Source organism: Sphingomonas sp. (genome assembly GCF_019635515.1).
Classification (GTDB): Bacteria; Pseudomonadota; Alphaproteobacteria; order Sphingomonadales; family Sphingomonadaceae; genus Sphingomonas.
The window spans coordinates 1202534-1218723 of record NZ_JAHBZI010000001.1 but is presented as its reverse complement, the minus strand read 5'-3'; the positions used below and the strand labels follow the sequence as shown (position 1 = coordinate 1218723).

General features: G+C 65.1%; 10 protein-coding genes. 4 read left to right on the top strand and 6 right to left on the bottom strand.

Translation table 11 applies throughout. From position 1 onward, the window contains the following. The first annotated feature begins 24 nt into the window (after positions 1-24). Together rplJ and rplL are read left to right on the top strand one after the other, a co-directional pair. Entirely contained in the window at positions 25-540 is a 516-nt protein-coding gene (gene rplJ / locus KF730_RS06120) for a 50S ribosomal protein L10 (RefSeq protein ID WP_294092979.1), read from the top strand. Between the two features lie 51 nt (positions 541-591). After that, positions 592-972 carry a 50S ribosomal protein L7/L12 gene (rplL, locus tag KF730_RS06115; RefSeq protein ID WP_294092977.1) on the top strand — a complete coding sequence of 127 codons (381 nt, stop codon included), beginning with the start codon at positions 592-594 and terminating at the stop codon, positions 970-972. A gap of 65 nt (positions 973-1037) precedes the next feature. On the opposite strand, the gene KF730_RS06110 is transcribed toward rplL, so the two are convergent. After that, the gene (locus KF730_RS06110) at positions 1038-2141 is read right to left on the bottom strand and encodes a hypothetical protein (protein ID WP_294092975.1); all 1104 of its coding nucleotides are present in this window, start codon (positions 2139-2141) and stop codon (positions 1038-1040) included. Between the two features lie 157 nt (positions 2142-2298). Between KF730_RS06110 and KF730_RS06105 the strand changes: the two genes are divergently transcribed. Further along, positions 2299-4317 (top strand): acyltransferase family protein, encoded by a 2019-nt coding sequence (locus KF730_RS06105; RefSeq protein WP_294092973.1) that lies wholly within the window; start codon positions 2299-2301, stop codon positions 4315-4317. Positions 4318-4391: 74 nt separating this feature from the next. On the opposite strand, the gene KF730_RS06100 is transcribed toward KF730_RS06105, so the two are convergent. The 5 genes from KF730_RS06100 to KF730_RS06080 form a co-directional block, all read right to left on the bottom strand. Continuing rightward, entirely contained in the window at positions 4392-5801 is a 1410-nt protein-coding gene (locus KF730_RS06100) for a pitrilysin family protein (protein ID WP_294092971.1), read from the bottom strand. Then, positions 5801-7192 (bottom strand): pitrilysin family protein, encoded by a 1392-nt coding sequence (locus tag KF730_RS06095; protein ID WP_294092968.1) that lies wholly within the window; start codon positions 7190-7192, stop codon positions 5801-5803. The genes KF730_RS06100 and KF730_RS06095 overlap by 1 nt, the downstream gene beginning before the upstream one ends. Positions 7193-7258: 66 nt before the next feature. After that, a complete protein-coding gene (locus tag KF730_RS06090) occupies positions 7259-8119 on the bottom strand; it encodes a hypothetical protein (protein ID WP_294092967.1) in 861 nt (286 codons plus the stop codon). A gap of 99 nt (positions 8120-8218) precedes the next feature. Next, positions 8219-10156, bottom strand: a complete 1938-nt coding sequence (locus KF730_RS06085) for a CocE/NonD family hydrolase (protein ID WP_294092965.1) — start codon at positions 10154-10156, stop codon at positions 8219-8221. A gap of 163 nt (positions 10157-10319) precedes the next feature. Next, complete coding sequence (locus KF730_RS06080) at positions 10320-11621, bottom strand: hypothetical protein (RefSeq protein ID WP_294092963.1); 1302 nt, start codon at positions 11619-11621, stop codon at positions 10320-10322. 396 nt (positions 11622-12017) lie between these two features. Between KF730_RS06080 and rpoB the strand changes: the two genes are divergently transcribed. Continuing rightward, positions 12018-16172, top strand: a complete 4155-nt coding sequence (rpoB, locus tag KF730_RS06075) for a DNA-directed RNA polymerase subunit beta (protein ID WP_294092961.1) — start codon at positions 12018-12020, stop codon at positions 16170-16172. The last annotated feature ends 18 nt before the right edge of the window (positions 16173-16190 follow it).

Below are 16190 nucleotides of genomic sequence, written 5' to 3'. Positions count from 1 at the left end.
GGAGGCTCATATGAGGAGAATGGCATGGATCGTGCTCAAAAGGCCGAAGCCGTCGCCGAACTGAACGCAACCTTCAACGAGGTCGGCGTGGTGGTTGTCACCCGCAATCTCGGCATGACCGTCGCCCAGTCGACCGTCCTGCGCAACAAGATGCGTGAAGCCGGCGCGACCTACAAGGTCTCGAAGAACAAGCTTGCCAAGATCGCCCTGGACGGCACCGACTATGGCTCGCTCGGCGAGCTACTGGTTGGTCCGGTCGGCCTTGCGTCGTCGATCGATCCGGTCGCCGCTGCCAAGGTTGCGATCGATTTCGCCAAGACGACCGACAAGTTCGAGATCGTCGGCGGTGCGATGGGTGCCCAGGCGCTCGACGCGAACGGCGTGAAGGCTCTGGCCTCGCTGCCCTCGCTCGACGAGCTGCGTGCCAAGCTCGTTGGCCTGCTGGTTGCCCCGGCGACCAAGCTCGCCACGATCACGCAGGCTCCGGCCGCGCAGATCGCCCGCGTCCTCTCGGCCCATGCCGAGAAGGAAGCCGCGTAAGTTTTGTTTCGAGATTTCGTTTTCAACAAATTGAATTAAATGGAGTTTATCATGGCTGACCTGAACAAGATCGTTGACGACCTTTCGGCTCTCACCGTCCTCGAGGCCGCTGAGCTTTCGAAGCTTCTCGAAGAGAAGTGGGGCGTTTCGGCTGCCGCGGCTGTTGCCGCTGCTCCGGCTGCTGGCGGCGCCGGCGGCGCGGCTCCGGCCGAAGAAGCCAAGGACGAATTCGACGTGATCCTCACCGGCGACGGTGGCAAGAAGATCAACGTCATCAAGGAAGTCCGCGCCATCACCGGCCTGGGCCTGACCGAAGCCAAGACCCTGGTCGAGTCGGCTCCCAAGGCCGTCAAGGAAGGCGTCAACAAGGACGAAGCCGAGAAGATCAAGAAGCAGCTCGAGGAAGCCGGCGCGACCGTCGAACTCAAGTAAGCTTCTTCGCTTCGGCGACAGAAACAGGGAAAGGGCGGTCCTTCGGGGCCGCCCTTTTTTCTTTGTCAGGCAGCCACTGCGGCCGCGGGCACGTAACGGCTGGCCGCGAAGGGCCCGCGCGGCTGGCCCCGGTCCAGCCAGATCGGGGCAAGCTTGCCGCCCTGCCCCGCCCCGCCGATCATGAAGCTGGCGGCGAACCGCTTGATGCTCAGCCCGCCGCGCCAGCGCACATCGATCGCGACGATCGGCACGAACATCGGGCGGCCGCCGACATCGACGACATGGACCACCTCACGCGGCATGACGAGCTGGATCGGCATCCGCGCGCCCCCGCCCGCCGCGAGATCGAAGGGCTCCCCCGATGGCATCAGCTGCGAACCGCCCTGAAACGCGGCGAGCTGGGCATCCTGCTGCGGGCTGGCGCTGAGCGCGACCAGCGCCAGCCGCACCGCATCGGCGCTGGTCATTGTTTTGTTGGCGATCGTCATCTCGAACTCGATCACCACCTCGCGCTCGTCGATCTCGATCCGCATCGGCTGAAGCGCGATCTCGAACGGATCGGACGCGACCGGCGCTGGCGGCGGCGCGAGCGGAGCGGGGCTCGGACCGCGAACGGGCGGCGGCGGGGCGGCAGCGATCGGCTCGGGTGCGGCGACGAATTTCTCTTCCGCCGGGCGTCTGCGCCGCAGGAACAGCCAGCCCGCCAATCCGATCGCGGCGGTCCCGCCCGCGCCAAGCAACGCCCATAGCCATGGCGGTGATGCCGGCGTGGGCGCGGGCGGGGTTATCTGCACGGGCATTGGCGAAGCAGCGGCTGGCGGTTGCACCGGTGCCGGCTGCGGTGCGATCGGCGCGGCGGTGGGGGAAGCCATCGGCGCCGGCTGCGGTTGTGCGATTTCCGGCGCGGGCGTGGGGCGGGTCTGCGCCGGCGCAGCCGTGCGCGGTGCCGATGTCGCGACGGTGGCCGGAGCGGGTGTCGGCGTGGGAGACGGCGCAGGCGTGGGAGACGGCGCAGGCGTCGGAGTCGGCGTCGCGCTGGGTGGGGCGATGCTGAATCGTTCGGGGATCACACCGGGAATGGTCGTGATCGTCGGCGGCGGGATCTGCACGCGCGGCGTAGGGGCCGGCGTCGGCGCCGTTTGCTGGGCGAGCGCCGGCAGCGCCGCCATGGAGGCGATCAGACCCGGCAGATATTCCCCCGCATGCACCCGACCGGCCTAGCGCGGCGAAAATGAATTGAAACTGCACATTTCCGGCTTCTCCGTTCGGCTCGCCGCGCCTGTGGGGCGGATTGTCGGGCCGGGACCGCTACCCTAGAGCATGGCGATGGCAGACGGCGCGCACCCCTCCGAACGGATCGGCTATATCCCCGCGATCGACGGACTGCGCGCGGTGGCGGTGGTCTCGGTGATCCTCTTCCACCTCTGGCCCAAACTGCTGCCGGGCGGATTCACCGGGGTCGATATCTTCTTCGTGATCTCCGGTTTCGTCGTCACCGCCTCGCTGCTCGGGCGGCAATTCGACAGCCTCGGCCAGCTCGCCAAATGGTTCTATGCGCGGCGGCTGATGCGGATCATGCCGGCGCTGGTGGCGATGCTGCTCGCCGCGATCCTCGCGGCACAGCTCTTTATTCCGCAGGCATGGCTGAGCAATTCGCTGGCCCAGGTCGGACGCTTCGCCTTTTTCGGCCTCAGCAACGTCGTACTGGCGACCGACACGGAGACCTACTTCGGGCCGCAGGCGGCGTACAACCCGTTCACCCACACCTGGTCGCTGGGAGTCGAGGAGCAATTCTATCTGCTCTTCCCGCTGCTGCTCTACTGGCACCAGAAGCTGCATTCGGGCGCGAAGGCGGTGCGTTGGGTGGCGACCCTCACCGCGATCTCGCTACTGATCTGCGCGATACTTGCATTCACTGCGCCCAAATTCGCCTTCTACCTGATCTTCTCGCGCTTCTGGGAGCTGGGCGTCGGCATGCTGTTGTGCCTGACACGCACTCGCTGGCTGGGCTGGGCACAGCGGCAGAAGTGGTTGGGACCGGTATCGGCGCTGCTGATCGCCGCCGGCCTGGCGATCTCGGAGGGGCCGCTTTTCCCCTTCCCGTTCGCGCTGTTGCCGGTGCTGGGTACCGCCGGGCTGATCGCCACGATCTGCGCCGGCCGCGCCTCGCGCGCGCTCGGCAGCCGGCCGATGGTCGCAGTCGGGCTGCTCTCCTACTCGCTTTATCTGTGGCACTGGCCGGTGTTCGTACTGTTCCGCTGGACCAGCGGCCTGCACACGCTGAACCTCCAGCTCACGGCGCTGGCCATCGCCGTCGTGCTGGCGGTGCTGTCCTATTTCCTCGTCGAGAAACCGCTGCGCAACGCCCGGCGGATCAAGGCGGCGCCACGCGGCCACGTGGTCGCGAGCGTGTCGGCGGCGGTGGTCGTCGCGGCGCTGGGCGGACATGCTCTGTTCGCGGCGCACGACCGCATCACCCTCAGCGTGACCGGCGACCGCCATGCCTGGTACGCCGATCCAGACCGGCCGCTCGATCCCGCGCTGCGCCACTGCACGGTGACCGCCACGCGCGAGAAGGTCGGCGGCGGCCAGACCGATGTGTGGACACCGAGCGGCTGCACCACGCCAGCCGCCGGCTTCACCCTGTTCGTGCCGGCGGACTCACACGGCGTCGCCTACACCCCGGCGCTCCGCCAGCTTGCCGCCGATCTCGGCGTACCCGTGCGGCTCTATTTCAAGCCGGGTTGCCCCTATCTCAAGCTGATCGAAAGCCACGCCTCGCGCCCGCGCTGTGCGGCTTTCTATGACGGCGTGCTCGCCGATATCCGCAGCAAGGCGAAGCCCGGCGATATCGTGTTCCTGCCCGGCCTGCGCCTGACCCGGCGCACCAACCAGTTCGAGGGCGACCGCGACGCGGTCGGAGCGGTCGGCGATGTCGTGACCGAAGCCGCGATCGAGGAAGCGCGGCAATTGCTGAGCCAGCTCGGCGCCGGCGGGATCAGGCTGGTGCTGGAGGCGCCCAAGCCGTTATTCCCCAGCCCGACCTTCCGCTGCGCCGACTGGTTCAACCGCACCAACCCGATCTGTCACGGCCTCAGCGTCACGCGCATCGACATGCTCGAACAGCGCCGCAAGGTGATGCGGGCGATGAGCGGTCTGGCGGCGCAGGTGCCGGGGCTCACGTTATGGGATCCGCTACCGGCGTTGTGCCCGGACGACCGCTGCGAAGCACTGCCCGGGGGACGGCCTTTGTTCTTCGACGGCGATCATATCTCCGGCCTCGGCAATGACCGGCTCTATCCGCAGCTCAAACAAACCCTGCTCAGCGTGGCGCCGAAGAAATAGTCGTCATCCCCGCGCACGCGGGGACCCGTTTCGCTCGTTACCCTGGGTCCCCACTTGCGCGGGGGTAACGGAATTTAGGGAACCGTCACCGTCGTCGTCGGCAGGTTCGCGAGCTCCGGCAGCGCCTTCAATTGCGGTACAACCGTCTTGAGGTCGCCCACCACCACCAGCGTCATCTTATCGAGCGGATAACCCGACTTGGCGAACGCCATCATCTGGTCCGGCTCGACCGCCAGCACCGCCGGCACATAACGGTCGGTCCAGTCGGCAGGCAGGCCGAGCAGATCGCGCGTCGCCAGCGTGCCGACTACCGCGCCCGAGGTCGAGTTCTGGATCGAGAACAGCCCGGCCATATAGGTGCGGATGCCCTTGGATTCGACTTCGGGCACCGGCTCGTTCTGCATCCGCCGGATTTCCTTGAACACCTCGGTCAGCGCCGCACCGGTCTGGGCGGTGGTGACATCGGCCTGGAAGGTCCACAGCGCGTCGTCCGGAGTCAGCGAAACGCCCGATCTCGGCGAATAGGTATAGCCCTTGTCCTCGCGGATATTGGTGGTGATGCGCGACGAGAAGGCACCGCCGAGCAGCGAGTTGGTGACACGCTGCGGGATGTCGAGCTCGCTGCCGGCCAGCTGCGCGTCGAACGACAGGCGCAGCGTCGTTTGCGGCGCATCGGGCCGATCGACCAGCACTACCTTCGGGCCGGTCTGATGCGGTGCGGCGATCTTGAGCGGCTCGGGACCGGCCGCCCAGCCGGCAAAGGCTTTATCCAGCGCCGCCTTGACCGTGACGGGATCGAACTTGCCGGCGATATAGATATGCGCGCGTCTGGCGCCGAACTGGCCCGCATGGAACGCCTTGACCTGATCGATCGTGTAACCGGCCAGCTGGGCCTGGCTCGGCACGATCCGGCCATAGACATGATCGGGGCCGTAGATGGTGCGGGCCAGCGCGATGTCCGCAAGCGTGCCCGGCTGGGCGAGCGCCTGCGAGAGCTGGCGTCCGAGATTGGCCTTGACCCGGCCCAGTTCAGCGGCGGGCAGATCGGGCCGGATCGCGACATCGCCGATCAGCGCGATCGCATCGGGCGCATATTCGGACAGCACGTTCATCGTGATCTGGGTGGTCTGCTGGCCGACACCAACATTGAGATCGCCGCCCATGCTGGCGGCGGCGGTCGCGAGCTGGCCGGCGGACTTGCCGCCCGCCCCTTCCTTCATCATCGCGCCGGTCAGGTCGCCAAGCCAGGTATCGTCGCCCTCGGTGGCGTTGCCGGCGCGGATGCGCAGCGAGACGACAACCTTGGGAGCGATGCCATAGGGCACCAGCGTGACCATCATGCCGTTTGGCAGCGTATAAGTCTCGGTCGCCGGCAGCTTGAACGGCTTGGGGTCGGAGATCGGCGGCGCCGGCGGGAAATTGTCCTGCGCGAGCGCCGGCGTGACGGCGAACAGCGCCGCGGTGAGCAGAAGCGCGCGCTTCATCATTTGCCTCCCTTCGACGCCGCGGCGCCGGGTTCGATCACATAGACCGAGCGATTGGTGGGGCGCAGATATTCCTGCGCGGTCTTCTGGATCAGCTCCGGGGTGACCTTAGCGAATCCGTCCTCGATGCGGTTGACCGCGCCGGGATCATTATCGAACAACGCATAGGCGGCGAGCAGGTTGACCAGGCCGATCCGCCCGCCCCCGTCGATCGTGCCGTACAGGTCCGATCGCATCTTGGTGCGTGCGCGGTTGAGCTCCTCCTGCGAGACGCGGGTGGTGCGCAGCTTCTCGATCACTTCATCGACCGCCTTGGTGATCTGGGCGGTTGTGTGCGTCGGGTCATGGGTGAAGCTGAAGCTCCACAGCATCGGCCCCTTATAGTCGAACATGTCGCCGAGATCGCCGTTGATCCCCCCGCTGACTTCGCCGGTGATGCCGGTTTCCTGGACGAGCTTGGTGAAGAGCCGGCTGTCATCGCCCTGCAGCAGCATCTGGTCGATCAGGCCCATCGCATACCATTCGGGCGTGCCGCGCGCCGGCACGTGATAGCCGGCCGCATAGCCCGGCTTGGGCGCGAGCGCATCGATGCGGCTCTTGAACTTCTCCGCGGTCTGGCGCGGCTCGGAAATGTCGGGCTGGACCACCGCGGGCTTCTTGGCGATCGGTCCGAAATACTTCTCGATCATCGCCTTGGTGGCGTCGTAATCGATATCGCCGGCGATCAGCAGCACCGCGTTCGACGGGCGGTAGAATTGCTCGGAGAAGGTCTTGGCGTCGGGCACCGTCGCCGCTTCGATCTCCTTGAGATCGCCGTAGAAATTGTGGCTGTTATACCAATTGGTGTTGGCCAGCATCGGCAGGTCGATCCACGGCCAGGTGCTGTACGGCTGGTTGAGGACGTTGACCTTGACCTCGTTGCCGACCACACCCTGCTGGTTCTTGAGCACGACATCGTCGATCACCGGATTGGCCATGCGATCGGCCTCGAGCCACAGCATCCGCTCGAGCGCGCCCGAGGGGACGATCTCGTAATAATTGGTGAAATCGAAGCGGGTCGAGCCGTTGTTGATCCCGCCCGAATTGGTGATCGTCTTGTCGAACACGCCCTTGGGCGCATGCTTCGATCCCTGAAACATCAGATGCTCGAACAGATGCGCGAAGCCGGTGCGCTCCTTGGGCTCGACGCGGAAGCCGATGCCATAATAGACCGCGACCGTGACCGTCGGCGCGATATTGTCCTTGGCGAGGACGACGCGCAAGCCGTTGGGCAGCGTGAAATAGCGGTGATCGACATTCAACTTGGCGGCCGCCGGCTTGGCCGCCTGCGCAAAAGCGGGCGTGGACAGCGCGGTGGCGGCAAGCGCGAGCGCTAGGCTCCATGGCTTCATGATGTTCTCCGGGGGATTCTATGCCTAGGTTGACGTATCATCACGCCCATGTCGCGTGAAGCCAAATCACTCCGCGACTTTGAACCAGATACTGCTGATGAAATAGGATCGCGCCAGCCGGCGCTCAGCATCGAGCGCGGGCAGTAGTTTCGCGCGCCGCGTCAAGAGTCGGCAAACACTATCCGCGAATTCGTCCGGGTTTGTGCGGTCCAGAATGTAGCAACCAGCGACCTTGCCTTCGACGTCGACATCGAGCCGGAACTGAACAAAGCCATTATGATAACTCTCCAGCGCCTTCTTTGGATAATCGTTGTCGGAAAACCAGCTTTGGGGCGACGTTAACGGTGACGACCAGCGGCTTAAGTGCGCCAGCGCATCCGGATCATAACCCCAGCCCTTCTCCAGATTGGTCAGGCAGGCCCGCATCGCGATCATTGGCTTACCAAGCGATTTGAAAGTCAGCCGAAATGGCTGCTTGGTACCAACGGCGATGGTGAGGCCATTTATCCTTTCCTCCTGCTCTGGCGAGATCACCGGAGCCTTGCCCTCGCCCTGCCATCCGTCGAGCCGGACAGAGCGGATGAACACCGCCGGCCTTTCACCGACATTGCCCCGCATCCCGCTGTACCGTGAAGGCTGCCCCGACAAGCCGAAGTCCAGCTTCACTGCGGCGGTCGGTGCGTCGGATCGCAACCGTTTCGCCATCAGCGCGAGATTGAACGTATCCGCTCCCGGCTGATAGCGCGTGAAACGCAGGATGACCTGATCATCCCCTTGGCCGAACTGCGCGAGCAGGTGGCAGGCATCCTGGTCGTAATTCACAACCCATTGCCCCGTGAATGGAAGCGTCTCCGGCTCCTTGTCTGCGGCAAGGCCAGTGCCGGAAATCACACCGATTGCCGCCACGCATCCGATAACCCTGAGCATGGTGCGATCCCCCCCTGCACGCAGGGCCGCAGCTAAGCACTTGCAATCGGCTGCGACAACCGGCGGACGCCCCCGCGCCCGCCGATCCGTCCGTATCGGTTACTTCACCTTGGCCGCGTCCTGATCGAGCGGCACGACCGGCAGCAGCACCGAACTCGACTGCGCGCCGCCATACATCAGGGTCACCGTCGCCTTCTGATAATCCTCGGGCTTCGCGAAGAAGATGTTGGGCACATATTTCTGCGGGTTGCGGTCATAGACCGGGAACAGGCTCGACTGGATCTGCACCATGATCCGGTGGCCGGGCTTGAACACATGGTTCACGCTCGGCATGCGGAACTTGTATTCCTGCACCTTGTTCGCCGGGATCGGTGTCGGGTTCGAGAAGGAATTGCGGTAACGGCCACGGAAGATGTCGAGGCTGATCGGTAGCTGGAACCCGCCCATCGCTTCCTTGCCCGGTATCTCATCCGGATAGACGTCGATCACCTTGACGACGAAATCGCCATCGGTGCCGGTCGTCTTGGCGAAGATATCCGCGAGCGGCGCTCCCGAAACGCGCACCGGTTCCTTCAGCACATCGGTCATGTAGGTCATCACGTCGGGGCGGCCATCGGCAAAGCGCTGATCGGTGATCAGATAGGTCGTCCAGCGGCCGTCCTTGAAGCTGATCGGGCGCGGCAGGTGCGGCACCGGCTTGGCGGGATCGGAGACATAGCTGTCCGAGCCCGCGCCGGGCTTGTCGAAACCTAGGGCCTGCGCGGGCTTGAGGTAGATCGGCGTCAGCTTGGTGCCGCAGCCATCGTCGCAGGCGAGCGGCCAGGTGCTCAGGCGGTCCCAGCGATTCTCGCCGGTATTGTAGAAGGTCGCCGCCGGCGGCTTGAACGCCGGGGCGCCGTCCTTGAGGTATGAATTGAAGAAGGGCAGCAGCACGTCGCGGCGTGCCTGGAGCGCGGTGTCGCCCTCGAACTTGAGCTGGCCCAACTCGCGCCCATCATAGTTGAAGCCCGAATGCCGCCACGGCCCCATCAACAGGTAGTTGTTGCCGGCCTCGGGGGTCTTCTGCAGCGCTTCCCAGGTATGGACCGCGCCATACATGTCTTCCTGATCGAAGATGCCCTGCTCCCACATCGTCGGCACCTTGGAAGGGTTCTTGACCAGAAGCTTGTCGAGCGCCTGACCCTGCCAGAATTCGTCATAGGCCGGATGCCCGGCCATCCGGTTCCACACCGGCAGCTGATCGTAACCGTATTTCTTCGCCCAGTCGCCGGCCGAGCCGACGCGGCGGAAGGTGTCGTAATCGTCATACGCCCCGAGCGACGGCACCTTGCCTCCCGATTTGTATCCCGTCTGCCCGGCGATCCAGGCGATGTTGGCGAGACGGAAGGCCCCGTAATGGAACCAGTCGTCGCCCATCCAGCCGTCGATCATCGGGCTCTCGGCCGAGACGACCTTCAATGCCGGATGCGGATCAAGCAGCGCCATCACCGCGGTGAAGCCCTCATAGGACGATCCGCGCATGCCGACCTTGCCGTTGCTCTCGGGCACATTCTTGACCAGCCAGTCGATCGTATCCCAGGCATCGGTGGTGTGATCGGTCTTGGTCGGGTTGAGCGGGCCGACCGGCGGGCGGGTGATGACGTAGTCGCCCTCGGAACCATATTTGCCGCGAACGTCCTGGAAGACGCGGATATAGCCCGCGTCGACGAACACCTCGTCGCCCTCGGGCAACATGTCGCGGATACGCGGACCCTCCATCCGCCGCGCGCGGTTGGCGGCATTGTAGGGCGTGCGGGTAAACAGGATCGGCGCGTTCTTGGCGCCTTTGGGGATCATGATGACGGTGAACAATTTCACCCCGTCGCGCATCGGCACCATCACTTCGCGGCGGATATAATCGGTTTCCTGCTCGGGAATCGTGAACTTGGCGGGAATGTCGTTGAACGGGGTCGGATAGAGCGGCGCCTGATCCTGCGCATGAGCGGCGGTGGCGGCGAAAGCGGAACCGGCGAGAAGCGCGACGAGCATCTTGTGCATTGAGTGCAGTCTCCAGCGAGGGATGGCATTGGATAGGCCCAAAACCGGGCTTCTGGAAAGCCCGCGTAGCCGCGCTGTTTTGCTGCGCTTTGTCCGCGCAGTATAGGACAAGCCCGCCCTTCCTGATTGGAAAGAGCGGGCCCGTCGCCCCCTTGTGCGAGGATCAGGCGTGCTCGGGAACGCCGAACAATTCGGCCTCGACCGTCTCGGTCACGAACGGGCGGCTCGCCGAGAGCGGACGCACGCCGGTTTCCGATGCGGCGCCGACCTTGAACGCGGCCGAGGTGCGGCCCTGGCTGCCATCGGGAAGCGTGTAGCGCGCTTCGGCAACGATCACCGGGTTGAAGGTGCGGCCAAGCTCTTCCTTCGAAGCGGCAAGGTGGGCGTCGATCCGCGTGCCCTCGCCCGGCTCGATCGTCACCGGCGGTACGGCGCTGTCGTCGCGATGCCCGGTGAGCAACGCCTCCATCTCGCTCTCGCTGCCTGCATCGGCGAGCATGAAGGTCGAGATGCGAACATCCTTGGCGGCGGTGTCGCCGGAATTGCCGACGGTCAGCTCGAAATCGACGACTGCGTCTTCCTGGTTGGTGCCGGCGCGAACCGGGCGCATGCCGAGTTCGATCCATGGCCGGCGCGAGACCGGGGCGGCGCCGTCGATGACACCGGCAAGGTCATCCCTGGCCGGCTCGCTGACCGAGACGTCCTCGGCGGTCGCCACCGCAGCGGCCTGTGCCTCGCGCACCTCGGGTTCGGCCAGCGGGATCGCCGGCGGCAGGCCGGCAAAGGCCGGCTCAGGCTCGGCAATGCGCGCTTCGGGCGCCGGTGCAGCATAGTGCTCCGCGGGAGCCGCGACCGGCACCACCGCCGGTTCGCTATGAACCTGCTCGACATATTCGGGATCGCGGCGGCGCATCAGCAGCGCGGCGGCGATGCCGGCGATCACCAGCGCGATACCGCCGAGCAGCCACGGCCAGGCGACGCCGCTACGGCTGGTCTCGGTGGTAGTGACGACCTCCGGCGCGGTAGCGGCTTCGGGTTGAGTCTCGATCAGCGGCGGCGGAGTCGTCGCCTCAGGCGCGGCGGCAACCGGCGCGGCTGGCGTTTCAGACGCCGGAGCCGTTGCCGGTGCGGCGGCCGGAGCCTGCGCGGCCGCAGCCGGAGCCCGAGTCTGTGTGGCAGCTGCGCGGGTGGTATGCGTCGTCGTTGCGGTAGTGGTCGTGCGCGCCGGCGCTGCGGCTGGCGCAGTCGCCGGAGTCTCCGGCACGGCCTGCACCACCGGCGAGGCCGGCTGGATCACGATCACACGCTGGGCGGGGGCTTGGGGTGCCGGCGCCGGGGTCACCATGATAGGCGGCGGCGTCACCGTCTGTGCAGCCGGCGCATCTTGCGCGAAAGCAGGGGTTGCAAGGAACGCGGCACCGATAAACAGTGCGGCGCGGGGGCGGATTGTGAGCTTCTTCGTCATATCGCAGGTTCAATGAGTGGAACCCGGTTTCGGCACCGCCATCTGCGCCGAACCGTTGGCGCAAAGCGACGAAAAGCCCGCATTAATCCGCGGTTCAGCGCCGTCCGGGAACCACGATCCAACCGTCAAATAGTTCCCCGCCCGGTTTGACACTTTCCTACAGCGCCCCTATATGCGCACCCACACCACAGCACCGGGAAATGACTTGCCGTCGCGCAGCGGGTCGATCGTATTGGTGCTGGGGATCTATAAGGACGCTGGAGCTGCCGAATTCCGAACAGGAAGTCGCGCGGCTTTTTCGCGTCCTTTCGCACGTCCCGGCCCCGATGAAGGGGCACCGAAATTACGCCCCGCTCCGGCATGGGCAACACTACGGCTGACGAGGCACAAACACACATGGCTACCAAGGCGATCGAAAGCGGCACGATGAAGCGCCGCATCCGCAAGGTGTTCGGCAACATCCACGAAGTGGTGCAGATGCCGAACCTGATCGAGGTTCAGCGCGAATCCTACGAACAGTTCCTGCGGAGCGATCCCTCGATCGGCTATGTCTCGGGCCTGGAAAAGACGCTGCGCTCGGTGTTCCCGATCCGTGACTTCGCCGGCACCGCCGAGCTCGACTTCGTCACCTATGAGCTCGAAGATCCCAAGTTCGACGTCGAGGAATGCCGTCAGCGCGGCATCACCTACGCGGCCCCGATGCGCGTTACCCTGCGCCTGATCGTGTTCGAGGTGGATCCCGATACGGAAGCCCGCTCGGTCCTCGATATCAAGGAGCAGGACGTTTACATGGGCGACATGCCCCTGATGACGGGCAACGGTACCTTCTTCATCAACGGCACCGAGCGCGTCATCGTCAGCCAGATGCACCGTTCGCCGGGCGTGCTGTTCGATCACGATCGCGGCAAGACCCACGCTTCGGGCAAATATCTCTTCGCGGCGCGCGTGATCCCGTATCGCGGCTCGTGGCTCGATTTCGAGTTCGACGCCAAGGACATCGTCAACGTCCGTATCGACCGCAAGCGCAAGCTGCCGGTGACCACGCTCCTCTATGCGCTGGGCCTGAACGGCGAGGACATCCTCAATTATTTCTACAACCGCGTGACCTATGTCCGCGGCCCGAACGGCTGGCAGATTCCGTTCGCCGCCGAGAACTGGCGCGGCGCCAAGCCGATGTTCGACATCGTCGACGCCAAGTCGGGTGAAGTGATCTTCGCCGCCGGCACCAAGATCAGCCCCCGCGCCGCCAACAAGGCGCAGAAGGACGGTCTCGAGACGCTGCTGATCCCGACCGAGGAAATCTTCGGCCGCTACAGCGCCTATGACCTGATCAACGAGTCGACCGGCGAGATTTATATCGAGGCCGGTGACGAAGTGTCGGCCGAGAACCTCGAAAAGCTCGACGCCGCCGGCATCGAGCGGCTTGAGCTGCTCGACATCGATCACATCTCGACCGGTCCTTGGATCCGCAATACCCTCGCCGTCGACAAGGCCGAGGAGCGCGAGCAGGCTCTGTCCGACATCTACCGCGTCATGCGCCCTGGCGAACCGCCGACGCTTGAGACCGCGGAAGCGCTGTTCGGCGGCCTGTTCTTCGACCCGGAGCGCTACGATCTGTCGGCTGTTGGCCGCGTCAAGCTCAACATGCGCCTCGACCTCGACGTTGAGGACACCGTCACGACGCTGCGCACCGAGGATATCCTCGCCGTGGTCAAGACCCTCGTCGATCTCAAGGACGGCAAGGGCGAAGTCGACGACATCGATAATCTCGGCAACCGCCGCGTCCGTTCGGTCGGCGAGCTGCTCGAGAACCAGTACCGCGTCGGCCTGCTCCGCATGGAGCGCGCCGTGAAGGAGCGCATGTCGTCGGTCGACGTCTCGACGGTGATGCCGAACGACCTGATCAACGCCAAGCCGGCGGTTGCGGCCGTCCGCGAGTTCTTCGGCTCGTCGCAGCTTTCGCAGTTCATGGACCAGACCAATCCGCTCTCGGAAGTCACCCACAAGCGCCGCGTGTCGGCGCTCGGACCGGGCGGTCTCACGCGTGAGCGCGCCGGCTTCGAAGTCCGCGACGTTCACCCGACCCATTATGGCCGCATCTGCCCGATCGAGACGCCGGAAGGCCCGAACATCGGCCTGATCAACAGCCTTGCCTCGTTCAGCCGCGTCAACAAGTACGGCTTCATCGAGACGCCGTACCGCCGCGTTATCGACCATAAGGTCACCGACGAAGTCGTCTATCTGTCGGCGATGGAAGAGGCCAAGCACACCATCGCGCAGGCCAACGCTGAGCTCGATGCCGACGGCCGCTTTGTCGAGGATCTGGTCTCGTCGCGTCAGGCGGGCGAATTCCTGATGGCGATCCCCGACAACATCACCCTGATGGACGTGTCGCCGAAGCAGCTCGTCTCGGTCGCGGCATCGCTTATTCCGTTCCTGGAAAACGACGACGCCAACCGCGCGCTGATGGGTTCGAACATGCAGCGCCAGGCCGTGCCGCTGGTCCGTGCCGAAGCGCCGTTCGTCGGCACCGGCATGGAAGAAACCGTCGCCCGCGATTCCGGGGCCGCCATCTCGGCGCGCCGCTCGGGCGTGGTCGATCAGGTCGATGCCGCACGCATCGTCATCCGCGCGACCGGTGAGGTCGCGGCCGGTGAATCGGGCGTCGATATCTATACGCTGATGAAGTTCCAGCGCTCGAACCAGTCGACCTGCATCAACCAGCGTCCGCTGGTGAAGGTCGGCGAATTCGTGAATGCCGGCGACGTACTGGCCGATGGTCCCTCGACGGAGTTCGGCGAGCTGGCGCTGGGCCGCAACGCGCTCGTCGCGTTTATGCCCTGGAACGGCTACAACTACGAAGACTCGATCCTGATCTCCGAGCGCATCGTCAAGGACGACGTCTTCACGTCGATCCATATCGACGAGTTCGAGGTCATGGCCCGTGACACCAAGCTCGGGCCCGAGGACATCACCCGCGATATCCCCAACGTCGGCGAGGAAGCGCTCCGCAACCTCGACGAGGCCGGCATCGTCTATATCGGCGCCGAGGTCGAGCCGGGCGACATTCTCGCCGGCAAGATCACACCGAAGGGCGAAAGCCCGATGACGCCGGAAGAAAAGCTCCTCCGCGCCATCTTCGGTGAAAAGGCTTCGGACGTTCGCGACACTTCGCTTCGCCTGCCCCCCGGCGTGTCGGGCACCGTTGTCGACGTTCGCGTCTTCAACCGCCACGGCATCGACAAGGACGAGCGCGCGATGGCGATCGAGCGCGAAGAGATCGAGCGCCTCAAGAAGGACTCGGACGACGAGCGCAACATCCTCAACCGCGCCACCTGGTCGCGTCTGAAGGAGATGCTGATCGGCCAGACCGCGACCGCCACGCCCAAGGGCCTGAAGAAGGGCGCCGTGATCGATGCGGACCTGCTCGACAGCGTCGATCGTCACGAGTGGTGGAAGTTCGCGGTCGCTGACGATGCGATGCAGTCGAACCTCGAAGCGGTGAAGGGCCAGTATGACGAGGCCGTGAAGCGCATCACCGAGAAGTTCCACGACCGCCGCGAGAAGCTGGAGCGTGGTGACGAGCTGCCGCCAGGCGTGCTCAAGATGGTCAAGGTCTTCGTCGCGGTGAAGCGCAAGCTGCAGCCCGGCGACAAGATGGCCGGCCGTCACGGCAACAAGGGTGTCATCTCACGCATCCTGCCGGCCGAGGACATGCCATTCCTCGCCGACGGGACGCCGGTCGATCTCGTGCTCAATCCGCTGGGCGTGCCGTCGCGCATGAACGTCGGGCAGATCTTCGAGACCCATCTCGGCTGGGCCGCGCGTCAGCTCGGCCAGCAGATCGGCACCGCGCTCGAGGATTGGCGCCTCGCCAACCCCGATGCGAAGGGCGGCGAGATGCCGGATGCGGTCAAGTCGCGCCTCAAGGAAGTCTATGGCGATCATTACGTCGCCGAGATCGAGGCGCGGAACGCCGATCAGATCGTCGAGCTCGCGCAGAACCTGAAGCCCGGTGTGCCGATGGCCACCCCGGTGTTCGACGGCGCGCGTGAGGCCGACGTTTCCGACATGCTGTCGCTGGCGGGTCTCGACACGTCGGGCCAGTCGGACCTGTTCGATGGCCGCACCGGCGATCAGTTCGATCGCAAGGTGACCGTGGGCATCATCTACATGCTGAAGCTCCATCACCTGGTCGACGACAAGATCCACGCGCGTTCGATCGGCCCCTACAGCCTCGTCACCCAGCAGCCGCTGGGCGGCAAGGCGCAGTTCGGTGGCCAGCGCTTCGGCGAAATGGAGGTCTGGGCGCTTCAGGCCTATGGCGCCGCCTACACCCTGCAGGAGATGCTGACGGTGAAGTCGGACGACGTGGTCGGCCGCACCAAGGTCTATGAGGCGATCGTCAAGGGCGACGACACCTTCGAGGCCGGCATCCCGGAGAGCTTCAACGTGCTCGTCAAGGAAATGCGCTCGCTGGGTCTCAACGTCGAACTGAAGAACGACGAACCCGGCGAGGATTCGGACGGCATCGCGATCGCGGCGGAATAAGGTTCGGGCGGACGCCGA